The organism is Dehalobacter sp., from assembly GCA_023667845.1.
In the GTDB taxonomy this organism is placed as follows: Bacteria; Bacillota; Desulfitobacteriia; order Desulfitobacteriales; family Syntrophobotulaceae; genus Dehalobacter.
This window is the reverse complement of record JAMPIU010000018.1, coordinates 39099-55738: the sequence shown is the minus strand read 5'-3', so window position 1 is coordinate 55738 and position 16640 is coordinate 39099. Positions and strand designations below refer to the sequence as shown.

Sequence of the window (16640 nt, the reverse complement as noted above, 5' to 3'; positions counted from 1 at the left end):
ATCGAAATGGCGGCCTTCTGAGCAGGCACAAAGCTGCCGATCTGGGCCATTAAAACAATCAGGGCTACCTGGCGCATATAGGTCGATTTCCCAGCCATATTGGGGCCGGTAATCAGAGCAAGGTGCTTATTACGGGTAAGATAAGTATCATTCGGAACAAACGTATCACAGATTCTTTCCACAACCGGATGCCGTCCCTCAACAATATGAATGATCCCATCGGAGCGTATCTCCGGTTTGACATAATTGTTCTGAATGGCGGTTCCGGCCAACGAGACAAAAACATCAATTTCAGCCAACGACTGGGCAGCGTTAATGATCAGCAGCGAACAAGCCAGAACCTTGTCCCGAAGCACAGAAAACAGCTGATATTCGAGATCACTGAGTTTGTCCTGCGCAGTCAGGACGCGCTGCTCGTATTCCTTTAATTCCGGGGTGATGAATCGCTCGGCATTAACCAGCGTCTGTTTTCGCTGATAATCATCCGGAATCAAATGGGCATTCGTATTGGTGATTTCAATAAAGTACCCAAAGTTCTTATTAAAGCCAATCTTCAACGAACGGATTTTGGTGCGTTCTCTTTCCTGATTTTCCAGGCGGGCAATCCATTCTTTGCCGCCGGACGATATCGCCCGCAAACTGTCAATTTCTGCTGAATAGCCGTTCTGAATAATATTCCCGTCCTTCGGAGAGTACGGTGCTTCAGGATTTATGGCCGCAAGCAGTTCCTGCGCAAGGTCATCAAGTCCTGCCAAGGACGGCAGGTATTTAGCCAATATTTGAGAAGCGTTGTCAGTGATGCAATCCCTGACCTTGGGCAGGCAGGATAACGTGCTGCCCAACGCCAGCAGATCACGGGGACTTGCTTTGCCAAGGGACAGTTTTCCAAGCAGCCTTTCCAAGTCATACACTGTTGTCAAAGCTTTTTGTATATCTTGGCGTAAAAAAGTATTCAGCGTTAACTCTTCGACGGAAGCCAACCGTTCATTAATGCTTTCAGGATCGCGTAAGGGTTGCTGCACCCAGTTTCTGAGCAGTCTGGCTCCAAAGGCCGTTTTGGTTAAATTCAGGGTGGAAAATAAGGTCCCCTTCTCATCGCTGGTTCGCAGTGATTCGACAAGTTCAAGATTCCTTCTGGTCCATTTATCGAGAACCATTGCCGTACTGCTTTGGCTCACCGAAATGCGCAGGATATGTTCCTGTCCCGAGTTGGGGATATTCTGACTGATATACTGCCAAAGTCCGGCGGCAGCTTTGCAGGCAACCGGCATTTGCTGCAAAAGCTCTGCCTGCTTCTTAAATCTTTCACGAAGTTCAGCCGTCCTCAGGAACAAATTTTTTTCGATCGCTGTCAGATAATAATCCGTAAATAGTTTGGGCAGCATCGCAATGTCCTTGGACAGGATAAGTTCGGAAGGTGCAATACGGTTTAATTCTGCCTGTAGTATCTGAATGGAAGGCGTCTCCATGATCCGGAAATCACCGGTTGTGATGTCGAGATAAGCGAGCGCCCACGTTTTCTCCTTATATACACACGCCAGAAAGTTGTTCTTTGTTTCCGAGCTGATACTGTCCAGCGTACCCGGCGTCACAATCCGGACAATGTCTCTTTTGACAATTCCTTTACTGGCTTGAGGATCTTCCATTTGTTCACAAATAGCAACTTTAAATCCGGCAGCGACCAATTTCAGAAGATAACCGTCCACGGCATGATGCGGAACTCCGCACATGGGTATTTTCTGGCCCTTGCCTGCGTCCCGCGCCGTTAGCACGATTTCCAGAACCGGAGCAGCGGTCTCGGCATCCTGGCCAAACATTTCATAAAAATCGCCAAGCCTGAAAAACAGGATCGTATCCGGTACCCTGTTCTTTATCTCTTGATATTGCTGCAGCATAGGTGTATTCATGGCTCACTTAGCTCCCCAAAAAGCGTCCAGGAATTTGCAGATATGATTGTAACCGAAACAAGCGAACCGACCAAGTCCTCCCTGCCTTCAAATACAACGATCTCATTTCCTCTGGTACGACCTGTTAAATATTTAGGATCCGACTTGCTGGGTCCTTCCACAAGAATTTCATAGCGGTTGCCAATCATTTTCTGGCGCCAGCTCAGACTCTGAGAATTTTGAAGTACCATCAGTCTCTGCAGACGATTTTTCTTGATATCGAGCGGAACCTGATCCGGAAGCAACGCCCCCGCCGTCCCGGACCGTTTGGAAAACATGAAGGTAAAGGCCTGATTGAAAGGCACTGTATTGACAAGATCAAGCGTCAGTTCGAAATCTTCTTCCGTTTCTCCGGGAAATCCAACAATAATATCGGTTGTCAATCGGGCCTCGGGTACAATTTCCAGAATACGCGCAATTCTTTCCAGGTAATATTCCCTGGTATACCCTCTGTTCATCGCCGTCAGCACTTGATTGCTTCCGGCCTGGAATGGCAGATGGAAGTGTTCACAGATATGCTCGCCGCGGGCTACCGTCTCGATCAGCTTATCACTGAAATCTTTCGGATGAGAGGTCATAAACCGGATTCGGTAAAGCCCTTCAATTTTATCGATTTCAGTCAGCAAATCGGAAAAATCATACGCAAAACCGTCTTTTTTTCCGTAGGAATTGACATTCTGGCCAAGCAAAGTCACGTCACGGCAGCCATTTTCGACAAGTGTCCTGATTTCGTCCAGAATGACGTCCATCGGACGGCTGCGTTCTCTTCCCCTGACATAAGGAACAATGCAATAAGCACAATAATTGTCACAGCCATACATAATGTTGACATTGGTCCGAAGCTTTCCTTTTTCAGCCAAAGGAACAACCTCGGTGGTTTCACAGGCCGCCCCGGAAACAAGCGAGGCTTTTCCGCCCTGATCCGCTGTTTTCAGCAAACATTCAAATTGATGATGATCAAAGGTCCCTGTCCAGATATCAACATGAGGGGCCTTTTTTTGCAGTTTTTCCAGCAGGCCGGGCTGCTGGATCATGCATCCGGCAACCGCAATCTTAAGCTGCGGTTTTTTTTCTTTTAGATTTTTCAATTGACCGATTTTGCCAATAATTTTATTTTCGGCGCTTTCTCTGACACAACAGGTATTAATGATAACCAAATCAGCCTGTTCAGGGTTGTCGGTACGCTCGTACCCGTTTTTTTCCGAAATGGCCGTCAAGGTCTCTGCATCCCGCTCGGACATTTGACAGCCATACGAAATCGTACACACTTTCTTATTCATTTTGTTCGACATGTATTCAATCAATCCTCTATTACATCTTCGAAACGGACTGGTAGTACAGCGCCAGCGTTCCCGGTCCGACATGACTGCCTACAACACAGCCAATATCACTAATAATCACATCTTTGACCGGCAGTACATTTTTAATTTCTTCAGCCAGGGCTTCGGCTTCTTCCAGACACGCCGAATGAGAAATCCCGATCACTTGCTTTTCTGCTTCGACGATTTCATTTTTCATGATTTCGATGAGCTTGCGGATCGCAGCTTTTCTGGATCTGACTTTGTTGAATACGTCAATTTTTCCTTCCGTATTCATGTGCAGGATCGGTTTGACATCCAAAAGTCCGGCGACGAATCCGGCGGTTTTACTTAATCTTCCGCCTTTCACAAGGTACTCCAGCGTATCAATGGTAAAAATGTACCGCATTCTATTTTTAATCTCCATGATTTGCGGTTCAATCTCTTGCCAGGTATCGGTATGCTTCAGTATTTCTGACGCAAGTATGGCCTGCAGCCCAAATCCCAAAGATGCACCAAGGCTGTCGATAAGATGTATTTTCTCCGAAGTGCTGCACATTTCCCGCACCATCACTGCCGTTTGACAAGTTGAACTTAAGCCGGAAGACAGGTGTATGGCAATGACTTCTTTACCTTCAGCCAATACTTTTTCGTAGGCGTCCTTTAAGAGATTTAAATTAGGCTGCGAAGTCTTCGGGAGTTCTTTATAGTCTTTGAAGTCAGCATAGAATTTGTCTGGGAAAATATCGATCCCTTCTGCATAGGTAACCCCATCAATATTTACTGGCATCGGGACAACAATAATCCCAAGTTTCTCAGCTAAATCTCTTGGAATATCTGAAGCGCTGTCTACTACGATCTGAAATGGCATGCTATCACTCCATCCAAAAAATGATACTATAAATAATCCTACCAATTACATCCTGTTTGTCAAGTTTTTCTGATAGACTTAGACAGTTTAAAAAAAATAGCGCTTGTCCAAGCGCTATTTTATTCCTGTTTTAGAGATAGTTCAAAGGATTTACAGTACTGCCGTTAATGATTACTTCAAAATGCAGGTGTGATCCTGTTGAATTGCCGGTTGAGCCTACATTGCCGATGTTTTGGCCTTTCGATACAGTTTGTCCGACACTGACAAGCAGTTTGGATGAGTGACCATACCGGGTAGATACGCCATTACCATGATCGATCATGATGCAGTATCCATATCCGCCATCCCATCCTGCTTCCACAACGGTGCCGGAAGCTGCCGCATAATAGGGCTGGCCGGTAACTCCATCAATGTCGATTCCAGTATGGAAGCTTCCATGACGAGAACCATAATAGGAGGTAATGCCTCCGCTGATGGGCCAGCTTAAACCGGAGATACTGCCCGATCCGCGGGATGTCCCAACATAGACAATTGAGCGGCCAGGTCCTTTGGCAACAATCTGATTTACAGGTTTACTGACGACTTCTTCCTTAACAACCTGCTTTTCGATCATTTTACCATTTTCCTCAACATACGAATATGTAACAGCCTTTTCACCATCTTTACCCGCCTGCTTGATGATACTCTTGCCGTAGCCGAGACTTCTGTCCGTCTTGGAAACCACATCAAACGGAACAACCTCACTGACTACTTTCGTACCTTCACTTCGTACTGTAAGGTAAGGCTTTGTTTGAACAAGCTTGATTTTCTGTCCTGGCTGAATGATTGAGTCTTCAGTAAATCCCGGGTTAGCAGCAATCACTTCATCCGTCAGCATATTGTTCTTACGGGCAATCAGCCATAAAGAATCATCTTCTTGAATGGTATAAGTGGTTTCTGCTACATCGCCTTTAACCAAGATTTCCAAAGCAGCATCAACTGTCTTGACTTCACCCGGGTGAACTTTTGATGCAATTTTGGAGACCGGTTCGACAATTTTGACTGAAGAAACAGTATTATTTTTCGAAGGCTTGGTCTGATAATCCTCATACTTTTTCAACAAAGTATTGATGTCTTGTTCACTGGCTAAAACAACCACGACTTTGCCATTCACCTGTAACCCATATCCATTGACATACGGTGTAATGGCCTTTGCCAAAACATCATGAGACACCGGCCCGGTATAATCTTTATTCTTTAATCTTACACTTTTATATTCTATCGTATCGCTGGTCTGAGCAACGGTTCCGGCTGTGTTCCCCTGTTGGGTAAGAACCTCTTGAACCAGTTGTTTAGCCTCAGATTTACTTGCTGCATAACCAATGTTCTTGCCGTTTACAACAATACCTACTGCCGGAGTTGTCGAGCTAAAATAAAAACAACCACTGAAAATCACTGCCAAAGCCAGCACGGTGATCCCGATCGTTTTTGGAGATTTCCAGGAAATATTTTTAATCTTTGCTGCTGTCTTCGAAAAAATTTCTTTATATTCGATTTTATTTGCTAAGTTCACGACGCCAAATTTTATTCTTTTCGCTTGCTTAGCCAAAGCCTCTGCAGTATTCACTTTTTTAAATTTTTGTATGATTTTGTCCAGATAATTTTTGTTTATCTTTCTACTAATCATTCTCGCCCCCCTTGGCTTGTCATTCGTACACTGCTATATGATACCATTAATTAAGCCTTAAGAAAATACAGGAATTTTCCAATTCATTGACGCACACGTTTATTCCTTGAGAAATTCCTTATATTCTAGGCAAAATTTCTTTTAATTTTATTGATAAAAGACAAGATTCCCGTGGACCTTTCATGGGTGACTCTTTTCCCAAGAAGCGTTTTGGCGATGCTGAGGACCTTAACTGCATATTCAGAATTAGGCTGGGATAAAAATAAGGGGTTTTGACTCTTTAAGGATTTTGTGACTTTTTTGTCATCATAAATCCAGCCAAGCAGTTCCGGCTGCAACTTGAGATACTTGGACGAAGCTTTCTTAAATGTTTCACAGCACTTTATCGCTTCAGCTTCATCTTCACAGCGATTGATCACCAGGTAAGGACGGATATTCGAATTGCGGTACGCCAGCGCTTTGGTCAGTCCGTATGTATCCATCATCGCGTGCGGTTCTGTGGTGGTAATCAGCAGCAGGTCATCCGCCGCCTCCAAAAATTTAAGTACGACTTCCGAAATACCCGCTCCGGTATCGATCAGAAAGATATCACATTCACCTTCCAGATCCGCAAATCCGGATATGATACGGTTAAACTGAAGAGGACTGAGATTTGTTAACGATGAAATGCCGCTTGAACCCGGCAGAAGCTTAATTCCTCCCGGGCCGGGAGTCAGAATGTCCTTTAAGGTGCACTCTCCTTTCAGGACATGGGTAAGGTTCAGCGGATTATTCAATTTCAACAATAATTCGACATTGGCCATCCCAATATCGGCATCAAGGATGATAACTCTTTTACCAAGCTGGCTTAAAGCCATACTCAAATTGATGGTGAGTGAAGTTTTACCAACTCCGCCCTTACCGCTGCCGATCGCAATGACTCTGGATTTTTTTTGCTGTCTCTGGACAGTTGGAATCGTAACGCACCAACTCTGCTGAGCGGGCTGCCGGGAAATCACTTCGGATGTAAGGACGATTTTCGAATCGGAGACCAGCCAGCGTATCACGGTACCAATCGGGATCAGCAGCAGATAACCTTTATGTAAAGTGATTGCCAATTCCAAGCGGTCAGGGAATACATTCTTTATTTCTGCAGTATAGATGTCGTGAAATAATTCGGAGTTTGTCGTAAAATTAAGTTTTTGTCCTGCAAAGAATTGTGGCTGATTCATTAATTTCCTCCCGAATTCTGAACTGCTATATAATTTTCTACAACGAAGGACAAGTTCCCTTCTGGCTTATAAAAAAAAATGACTGCAATGGGCAATCATTTTATATTACCGTAAGCAATTTCCGGTGCCAACGTGTAAAGAACGGTAAGGCTGAATTATGGAAGCAATACTTTAGGAGAAACAATAATGACTTCTACACCGTATTGCTTAATTTTATCAATTTGTTCCGGAGAGGCCCCGGCATCGGTGATAAACTTATTCACCTTTTCCCATTTGGCAAACGTATGGTAGAGAATATGACCGAGTTTCGCGCTGTGAGCGACAAGAATAACTTCCCTGGCCGAAGTAATCATGGCCTGTTTGACTTCGGATTCGATCATGCTCGATGTCGAAAGACCTTTTTCCGTGCTGATGCCTGTCGCCGACAGAAACAGTTTGTCCGCGTAGAAACCATCCAGATTTTCCCTGGTCATCGGACCCAGCAGCGAATAGGTCGTGCTTTGCACTTCTCCGCCTGTTAGGACAGTCGTGATATCTTCACGCATACTGAGAATTTCGGCAACGGCAAGGGAATTCGTTACAACCGTGCATTTTATGTCAAGGGCGAGCGCAATCGCCAGCGTCGTCGTTCCGGAATCCAGAATCACGGATTCTCCTTCATTAATCAGACCAGCAGCTGCTCGGCCAATGCTAAGCTTTTCACTTTGGGCTTCGCCGATCCGGGTAGTAAAGACGGTATTCTTAATTTGAGGGTTTTGAGGATAAACGGCTTTGCCGTGTTCCCGCTGAATCAAGCCCATCAAAGCAAGTTGTTTAAGATCACGGCGTATGGTCATTTCGGAAACATTAAACTCAGCAGCCAGTTCTGCTACCGTCAAATGCCCGTGTTTTTGGAGCAAATATCTGATTTTTTCCTGTCTGCCTGCTGTCAACTACCCACCTCCAGCTTTACATCTGCATTTTATGCTATTGTCACGTTGAAGTTAATTTAAGTTTAACAGATACTAGATCTGTCAGGTCAGTTCTTTATTTATAGTATTGCAACAGAACCCTCATAGACAACACCGGACAATGCGTCTACAGTAATTAAAACACCTTCCTGAATCTTCTGTACAGCGTCATCCGCTCCGACGATTGCCGGAATCCCATATTCCAAAGCGACAATAGCCGCATGTGAAGTCAGTCCTCCGCGTTCAATCACAACTGCACCGGCTTTCGCCATAACCGGAAGCTGCTCGGCATCCGTGAAAGGGGCTATAAGAATATCTCCTTGGCTGAATTTCTCCGGATCGCTAACTTTGCTTGCTTTCCCCGAATAAGCTCTTCGTCCGATCCCGGTACCTCTTGCCAGCACATTCCCGACCACCTGGACTTTGATCAGATTGGTCGTGCCAACTTTGCCGACTGGGACACCCGCAGTCAGCACCACAACATCGCCGGTTTGAATCAATTTCTGATCCAAAGATCTTGTCACGGCAACGGAAAGCAGTTGGTCCGTTCCTGTACTTTCCGAGACAATGATGGTATGAACACCCCAGCTGAGGGTCAGGCTTCTCGCTACTTCGGGATAAGGCGTTGTTGCGATGATCAGAGACTTCGGCCGGTAACGGGAAATCATTCTGGCTGTTTTGCCGGATTGGGTCGGCGTAATGATTGCGGCCGCGTTCAGATCCGCTGCTATGGTATAACTGGCATGACCGATCGCGTCGGCAATATTGCGTCCTTTTTCCAACGGGGCACTGGTCTTAAAAAATATCCCTTCAGCCTTGTGCGCTATTTTATCCATTGTCTGTACCGCTTCGACCGGAAATTCACCGGCTGCAGTCTCACCAGAGAGCATGATCGCGTCCGTGCCGTCTAAAATGGCATTGGCGACATCACTTGCTTCTGCTCTGGTCGGACGCGGCTGATGCGTCATCGATTCCAGCATCTGCGTCGCTACGATGACTGTTTTGCCTAACGCATTGCATTTGCAAATAATCTCTTTTTGATAAATTGGGACTTCTTCCACCGGGATTTCTACGCCAAGGTCTCCCCGGGCTACCATAATACCGTCGGCAACTTCCAAAATACTGTCGATATTACGTATACCTTCATGACTTTCGATCTTGGCGATAATCTTTACCGCAGCGTTCGCTTCCTCGACGACTTTCCGCACTTCCAGAATATCTGAAGCCTTGCGGGTAAAGGAAGCCGCGATAAAATCAATCCCGTTTCGCAGCCCGAACTGAATATCTTCGATATCTTTCAGCGTGAGGGCCGGCAGCTGAATGCTGACGCCGGGAACATTGACCCCTTTTTGGGATTTTAGCAGGCCCCCGTTCCTGACGATCGTCGTGATTTGTCCATTTGCAGCTGAGGTGACTTCCAGGTCAAGCAGCCCGTCACTCAGCAGAATATGATTTCCGGGCACAACCTCGGTCCAGAGATCCGGATAGGTCACAAAGACCCGCTCCGCAGAACCGAGGCTTTCATCCTGATCAAGCATAAAGCTGCTTCCGTTTTCCAGATGAACCCCTTGCTCAGGAACCAAGCCTGTACGAATCTCCGGACCTTTGGTATCCAGCAGGATCCCCAGATTAACACCGGTTTGTTCTGCAGCAGCCCTGAGGTTCACAATTGTTTTTCCATGCGCCTCATGACTGCCATGAGAAAAATTAAGTCTGGCCACATTCATGCCGGCCTGAATCAGCTGTCTGATCTTATCCGGATGCTCACTGGCGGGACCGATCGTACAAACAATCTTGGTTCTTCGCATCATATCGCCCTCTCTCGAAGAATTCAGCTAGCACGACATACTTAATTAACCTACGAAAAATAAACTAGCGTGCAAAGATTCATCTACATTACTCCAGATTTTGTCTGCGTGCCACAATTCCAGCGTCAAGCGAAGCAGGACGCGTAGCGCAGCCTTTTGACGGCCACGGATGGCCTAATGTCGCGATGCCAAGGATGGCAAGGAGCGACGTGTCAAGGAGGGCACAACGGCTGGAAGCGGAATTGTGGCATGCAGACAGGCCCGAGATACTAAAAGACTAAATGTTATTTACCCAAGATATTAATTAAAACCCGCGAGCAGCCATCATTTTGATCACATCAATAACCCTGTTCGAATAGCCTGATTCATTGTCATACCAGGCCAGGACTTTGACCATCTTATCCCCAATAACCATTGTGGACAGTCCGTCAACGATGGAACTGGCGTTATTGCCGTTATAATCGCTCGAAACAAGGGGCAGTTCGTTATAGGAAAGGATTCCTTTAAGCTCACCTTCTGCAGCCTGTTTAAGCTTGGCATTGACTTCTTCCTTCGTCGTAACTTTGCTGACATTCACAACAAAATCGACCAAAGACACATTCGGTGTCGGGACTCTTACTGCCAGACCATTCAGCTTTCCTTTGAGTTCTGGCAAAACAAGGGCCACGGCTTTTGCCGCTCCCGTGGTTGTCGGGATCATTGATTGGAATGCAGCTCTGGCTCTGCGCCAGTCGGAATGCTCAAAGTCTAAAATTCTCTGGTCATTGGTTACGGAGTGCGTTGTTGTCATCATTCCCTGCTCGATGCCAAATTCTTTCATAATCACTTTCGCAACAGGAGCCAGGCAGTTGGTGGTACAGGAAGCATTGGAAATGATATGATGTTTGGCCGGATCATATTTATCGTCATTGACACCCATCACAATCGTGATATCTTCATCTTTACCGGGTGCCGAAATAACAACCTTTTTAGCCCCTGCTTTCAGGTGTTTACCTGCGCCTTCCCTGTCCACGAATCTTCCGGTCGATTCAATCACGACATCGATGCCCATTTCTTTCCAGGGCAGCTCTTCCGGGTTTTTTTCGGCCAGAAGTTTGATGGTGCTTCCTTTGACCTTCATCACACCAGCTTCGACGATAACATCGTAAGGCAGTGTACCGTGGGTAGAATCGTATTTCAGCAAATGCGCCAGCATATCTGCTTTGCCAAGATCATTCACTGCAACGACTTCCAAATCCCCTGAAGATTCAAGGAAAGCTCTCATACAAAGCCTTCCGATTCTGCCAAAACCATTGATTGCTACTTTAATGGACATAAATATCATCCTCCAAATGTTTATTTAAACATATATATTCCGTGTAAATGAACATATTCCTGCTTCAAAATGTTAATTCGCACATTTTTGTTTTGAAAATTTGCATATGAACATAGCGTCCCCAGAAAAAAACAAATCTTTCAGGAAATTTCAAGGATTACTGCATAAAAAAACCAGGATAGCCTAATGAGATACTATCCTGGTTTATCATTTTCTTTCTAATTATGGTTGCTGATCATCAGCGTTTTTAAATGATCCTTCCTTGCTATCGCCGATTTTGGAATAACGATTTCAAACAGTGCGCAGTATTTATCTGCGAAGGCGACAACAAACGATTCCGTATAGCGCGGCGGTTTCACAGTTAAGGGCCACATATGCTTGACAATAATGTCCTTTTCCACCTCATTCAAAATAAAATACTTGCCGGCATTTTCCAGGGCAGCTGACGGATGCGTAAATCCATGCAACCCCTTCTTCGGTTTCGTCGTATGCCAGTCATACAGAAAAAAGTCATGCAGAAGTCCGCCTCGCGCCGCAGACCGGAAGTCGAGCCCCAGTCTATGGCAAAGAATAAAACTGGTGTAGGAAACGGAAAAGCTGTGTTCCAGACAGGTGACATGCTTATGATGAATATACTTCTCCATGACATACAGTTTTTCGTTATTAATCAATTCCTGAATACAGTCCCGGTATTCTTCAAAATCACAGGAATCTGTTTTTAAGTTCGACCTTAATTTTGTTAAGCCTTTCATTCAGGATGCTCCTTACATCACGGTTAATGATACCTGCATTCAAAACCATCAGGCGTGGAAAAGCCAGGAAAAACCGTTTGTATTTCAATACATTTTCTCGATATTTGTTTACGGGGATATTGGCATAATTCAAAATGACTTCCCTGAGATTCAGCGCATCGCCGACAGATTTCACCGTATCTGCAAAGAAGTAGACAACAAACGCAATGACCAGATACGCCTTGACTTCTGCAGGTATCAAGAATACCCTTGCAGAAATGACCGGATGAACATACTGGAGCAGCACAAAGGCCAGTAAACCCCAAAGTACAGAATATTCCAGACAGATATACCCCTTTAGATTGGCGATTTTGTTGCTGTAGTCCCACCATTTGTAGCGAAATATTTTTTCCAGAAGAAACCCTGTCAGATATTCCAATCCGGTAACAACCAGGACAGCCACCAAAATACTGATCAGTACTACGGCCGGTGAGTTTTCAAAGACGGAACTCGCCCATTCAGAAGAAAGAAGCACTAAAACAGCGCTGAAACCATAAAGCGGGCAAAAGAATCCGGCTAAAAAGCCCCTATTGACAAATCTTCTATGGACGATGCAGGCAAACCCCGATTCCAGCATCCAGCCTAAAAAAGAATAGATTGTAAAGAATAACAGAATATCCATTTCGCTGCTTCCCATGATTCCCCCTCCTTTCCTCCATTTAAAACTAAGATTAATCACAATTATTAATAAATTCTTTTAATTTTTAGGCCTCGTTATATTCCCGCCTGATTAATCAGCGAAGCCAGATACCCGGCTCCAAACCCGTTGTCAATATTAACAACGCCGATTCCTTCCGAGCAGCTGTTCAGCATGGTAAGCAAAGGGGCGAGTCCGCCAAAATTCGCGCCATAACCGACACTTGTTGGGACCGCGACGACCGGACTGGCGGCCAGTCCACCGACAACACTTGGCAGCACGCCGTCCATTCCTGCGACAACAATCAGCACCTTGGCCTGCTGCAGCCGCTCCGACTGGGACAATAGTCGGTGAAGACCTGCTACGCCTGTATCATACATGCGTTCGACCTTATTGCCCATAGCTTCCGCGGTTACAGCTGCTTCTTCGGCAACCGGCAGATCTGAAGTACCTGCACTCACAACCAGGATATTGCCAACAGACCTTTGAACCCCTTTTCTGATCACAATCGTGCGGGAGGTTTCATTGAACTCAGCTGACGGGATCTCCCGGCAGACGGCCTCATAGACTTCCCTGCCGGCCCTTGTCGCGAGTATGTTCTGATCGGAAACCTCGTGCAGTTTTTTGGCAATCTGAACAATTTGGTTTGTCGTTTTGCCCGGACAAAAGATTGCTTCCGGAAAACCCTTACGATACTGACGGTGAGTATCCAAACGCGCATAGCCCATGTCACAGCTGTACATCTGCTCAAGCTGCTGCAAGCCTTCATCGATTGAAATCTGGCTGTCCTGAACCTGATTCAGGATTTGTTTGATTTTATCTTTCATGTTATTCCTACTCTCTCTTATGCAAGTAAGGCAAGCAACAGCGATATACCGGATCTCATATCGTTTTTAGACGCAATTTCACCTGGCGTATGCAGATGCCGGACTGGAACAGCCAGGCCCCCGGTAGGAATCCCGCCTTTGGTCAGGTGAACCGGGCCGGAATCGGTGCCTCCGTTCGTAATGATTTCCCATTGATAGAGTATCTCGTGCTGTTCGGCGATTTCAGCCATCCAGTTTTTAATTTGGGGAGATACGACGATTGATCTGTCCATCACTTTAATCGCGATACCTTTATTCAGAGAAGTCCGCGGCACCCCGTATTCCCTGGGCATATCAAAACTGAACGTCGTATCGATATTCAAAGCGAGATCCGGTTCCAGCGCGTAGGCGGCTGTTTTTGCTCCGCGCGCGCCCACTTCTTCCTGGGCAGTAAACACAAAGTACAAGTCATCTTGGCTGCTGACTCTTTTCAATACTTCCAAGGCAATAAAACAGCCTACCCGGTTATCCAGCGCTTTGGAGATTACACAGTCTTTGGTCTCCTGATAGGTTCCGGAAAATACGGCCATATCGCCTTCCCGAACCATCGTTCTGGCCTCTTGCTCACTGGTTACTCCAAGATCGAGGAACAGCCGTTCCGGTGAATTCTCATCCGGCTTCTTTTTCTCTTCACGGCTGACGACACCTACTGCCCCGTTGGCAAAAACGAAGCGCTGTGCGAGCAGAACATGATCTCGCAAACTGCCAACCGGTGCAAAGTACAGATAGCCCTGCTTATTGATATGGGTCACCATGATGCCGACTTCATCCATATGGCAGGCAATCATAATCTTCTTCCCAGGACCTTTTTTTCTGACAATCAGATTACCCAGCGTATCCGTATAAGCGGTATCAGCATCATTTTTTGTCTGGTCTAAAATCAGCGCCGCAACGTTGTGTTCTTGGCCCGAAGGACCAAAAGTCTGGGTGAGCTGTTGAAGTAAGGTGAAATCTAAAGAATCTAATGGTTTTGTATCTGTCATAAAGAGCCTCCTACTTCTTATCAGGGATTCCGTTAGACGTATTTTCTCGGGTAAGTCTGAGGTCCACAATACCGCTTTTCGGCTCTTGTGCCATCCTTGGCGCAAAGAGCCGCACTCCGCATTCAGCTTCGCTTTTCGCGGAACTGTGGCCCTCAGACTATGTTAAGAAATATTAAGATTTAAGAAATAGTGAATGTCATTTAAAATGCATTGAAGAAGCCGCACGCAGTGCTGATAATCATTCTTTGAAATAATGGAGCTCATCGTATGGATATTCCGGCAGGGTACACTGAGTGTCATCGTGGGTATGCCGATACCGGCCTGATGGATGTTCCCTGCATCATTGGCCGCGGCAGCTCCTTGTCTGAACTGGAGCGGAATATTATTTTTTGCAGCTGCAGCCATCACTTTTTGGACGAGTCCAGGTTTATAGACCGTTGCGGAATCCATCAGCGAACAGGCCGGACCGTTTCCTAGTGTGACAATCCAGTTTTCCCGTTCGGATTCAGTAAAATCAGCAGCGCGTGTCGCCTCAACAACCAGGGCCAGATCAGCCTGAAGATAATTGCTTACCACTTTCGATCCGCGCAGGCCAACTTCCTCCTGTACTGTGAATACAGCTGTCAAATCACAGGGATAATCCTGTTCTAAGAGCTCCATGATCGCCGCACAGCCCACCCTGTCATCAAGGGCCTTTCCTTTGTACAGTCCTGAGCCAATCTCTTCAAATACCGTTGGGAATGTGACGTAATCGCCCAGCTTCACAACGTTTTCTGCTTCTGCCTTGGAAGATGCCCCGATATCAATATAGAGATCCTCGATATCCGGGATTTTTTTTCTTTCCTCCGTTTTCTGCAAATGAACGGCTTTCAAACCGATGACGCCCTGCAGACCGCTGTCGAATACGACGGTCTTGGCAATCAAAATCCCCGGTTCAATACCGCCGACGGTCTGAAATTTCAGATAGCCATCCGCAGTAATTTCCGTAACCATTAGGCCGATTTCATCCATATGGGCACAGACCAGGACTTTTGGCAGATTTTCACCGGATCCTTTGCCGACCCCTTTTCTCTCTATCAGTAGATTTCCGATCTGATCCGTCCTGCACGAATTCAAATTGTCTTGGAGTCGGTCTTTAAGATGCGCCAGAATAAAGTCCCTGACCGGTTTCTCATTTCCGGATACGCCGTTAAGCTCAGATAATTCTTTTAACAGCATGTTAGATTTCCTCCAATTCTTCCGGCAACGACGCAATGAAATACGCCAGCAGCTTGCCGCATTCAACAATATCCTGCAGCGAGGCCGTCTCGACGGATGTATGCATATACCGGAGAGGTATGGACACCAACCCGGTCGGTATGCCATAACCGGTCAACTGAATCACTCTGGCATCGGTGCCTGTCGCCCCTGGAATCGCCTGCCGCTGACAGGCAATCCTGTTCTGCTGCGCACTGTCGGAGAGCCTGGCGTAGACCCAGGGATGAATATTCGGGCCGAGACTAATCACCGGTCCTTTCGCCAGTTCAGCGGAAACCTGACTTTTGGTATCCAGCGTTTGGGCATGCGTCACATCAACGGCAACTGCCAGCGACGGCAGAAGTCGCTCCGAGCTGGTAAGTCCTCCTCTTAAACCCACTTCTTCCTGAACCGTAGCGACTGCTACCACATCATGCTGATGTTTCATACCCATCAGTTCGTTCAGGCATACCGCCAGTACGGCGACTCCAGCTCTGTCGTCAAGTGCTTTGCCGGATATTCTGTCGTTGAGCAGACGCAGCGGGCACCTTTTGATGCTGGCGATATCTCCCGGTTTGACCATTTGAACTGCCGCTGCATCATTAAAACCGATATCGATCACCAGATCCTCTATATCGAGAGTCTGCCGCTTTTTGCTGTCCTTGTGGGAAGATCCCAGGCAAACTACGCCACGCAGATCTTCCTTTCCGTGTACCAGGATTTCCTGGTAAAGCAAGGTTCTCTGGTCAATTCCGCCGAGCGTGGCAAAGTGTAAAAATCCTCTTTCATCAATATGGGTGATCATCAACCCGATCTCGTCGATATGCGCAGCAAGCATTACGGAATGTTTCCCGCTGTGCTCTCCTTTTTTAACCGCATAGAAGTTGCCGATAAAATCAGAGAAAGTCTCTGCTGAGAGTGGCGCAAAAATATCCTGAAGTGTTGTTTTTAAGCCCTGTTCATATCCGGAAACACCTGTCATTTCCGTCAACGAACAGGTAAGTTCCCGCGCAAGCTCGAAGGAATTCCTTAACACGTGCATCTTCCTTTCCTTAGTACCCT

Annotated in this window: 14 protein-coding genes; all 14 read right to left on the bottom strand. The window is 46.4% G+C overall.

Going from position 1 to position 16640, the window contains the following annotated elements; genetic code table 11:
* Positions 1-1907: DNA mismatch repair protein MutS (gene mutS, locus NC238_01185; protein ID MCM1564570.1), on the bottom strand; the 1907-nt coding region annotated here is incomplete at its 3' end.
* Positions 1904-3238, bottom strand: a complete 1335-nt coding sequence (gene miaB, locus NC238_01180; protein ID MCM1564569.1) for a tRNA (N6-isopentenyl adenosine(37)-C2)-methylthiotransferase MiaB — start codon at positions 3236-3238, stop codon at positions 1904-1906. The genes miaB and mutS, both read right to left, overlap by 4 nt.
* Positions 3239-3257: 19 nt before the next feature.
* A complete protein-coding gene (locus NC238_01175; GenBank protein ID MCM1564568.1) occupies positions 3258-4115 on the bottom strand; it encodes a DegV family protein in 858 nt (285 codons plus the stop codon).
* Between the two features lie 130 nt (positions 4116-4245).
* Positions 4246-5781 carry a peptidoglycan DD-metalloendopeptidase family protein gene (locus tag NC238_01170; protein ID MCM1564567.1) on the bottom strand — a complete coding sequence of 512 codons (1536 nt, stop codon included), beginning with the start codon at positions 5779-5781 and terminating at the stop codon, positions 4246-4248.
* 125 nt (positions 5782-5906) lie between these two features.
* Complete coding sequence (locus tag NC238_01165) at positions 5907-6992, bottom strand: MinD/ParA family protein (GenBank protein MCM1564566.1); 1086 nt, start codon at positions 6990-6992, stop codon at positions 5907-5909.
* A gap of 155 nt (positions 6993-7147) precedes the next feature.
* On the bottom strand, positions 7148-7924 hold the full coding sequence (locus tag NC238_01160; GenBank protein MCM1564565.1) for a DeoR/GlpR family DNA-binding transcription regulator: 777 nt from the start codon (positions 7922-7924) through the stop codon (positions 7148-7150).
* Positions 7925-8022: 98 nt separating this feature from the next.
* Positions 8023-9750 (bottom strand): pyruvate kinase, encoded by a 1728-nt coding sequence (pyk, locus tag NC238_01155; protein MCM1564564.1) that lies wholly within the window; start codon positions 9748-9750, stop codon positions 8023-8025.
* 304 nt (positions 9751-10054) lie between these two features.
* Positions 10055-11065: a type I glyceraldehyde-3-phosphate dehydrogenase gene (gene gap, locus NC238_01150; protein ID MCM1564563.1), complete on the bottom strand. Its 1011-nt coding sequence runs from the start codon at positions 11063-11065 to the stop codon at positions 10055-10057.
* Between the two features lie 218 nt (positions 11066-11283).
* A complete protein-coding gene (locus NC238_01145; protein ID MCM1564562.1) occupies positions 11284-11817 on the bottom strand; it encodes an HD family phosphohydrolase in 534 nt (177 codons plus the stop codon).
* The gene (locus NC238_01140; protein MCM1564561.1) at positions 11768-12493 is read right to left on the bottom strand and encodes a hypothetical protein; all 726 of its coding nucleotides are present in this window, start codon (positions 12491-12493) and stop codon (positions 11768-11770) included. The genes NC238_01145 and NC238_01140 overlap by 50 nt, the downstream gene beginning before the upstream one ends.
* Positions 12494-12570: 77 nt before the next feature.
* Complete coding sequence (larB, locus tag NC238_01135; protein MCM1564560.1) at positions 12571-13320, bottom strand: nickel pincer cofactor biosynthesis protein LarB; 750 nt, start codon at positions 13318-13320, stop codon at positions 12571-12573.
* Positions 13321-13337: 17 nt separating this feature from the next.
* Positions 13338-14342, bottom strand: coding sequence for a M28 family peptidase (locus tag NC238_01130; GenBank protein ID MCM1564559.1), 1005 nt, complete (start codon positions 14340-14342; stop codon positions 13338-13340).
* A gap of 162 nt (positions 14343-14504) precedes the next feature.
* On the bottom strand, positions 14505-15560 hold the full coding sequence (locus NC238_01125) for a M20/M25/M40 family metallo-hydrolase (GenBank protein MCM1564558.1): 1056 nt from the start codon (positions 15558-15560) through the stop codon (positions 14505-14507).
* A gap of 1 nt (position 15561) precedes the next feature.
* Positions 15562-16620, bottom strand: a complete 1059-nt coding sequence (locus NC238_01120; protein ID MCM1564557.1) for a M20/M25/M40 family metallo-hydrolase — start codon at positions 16618-16620, stop codon at positions 15562-15564.
* Positions 16621-16640: the final 20 nt, after the last annotated feature.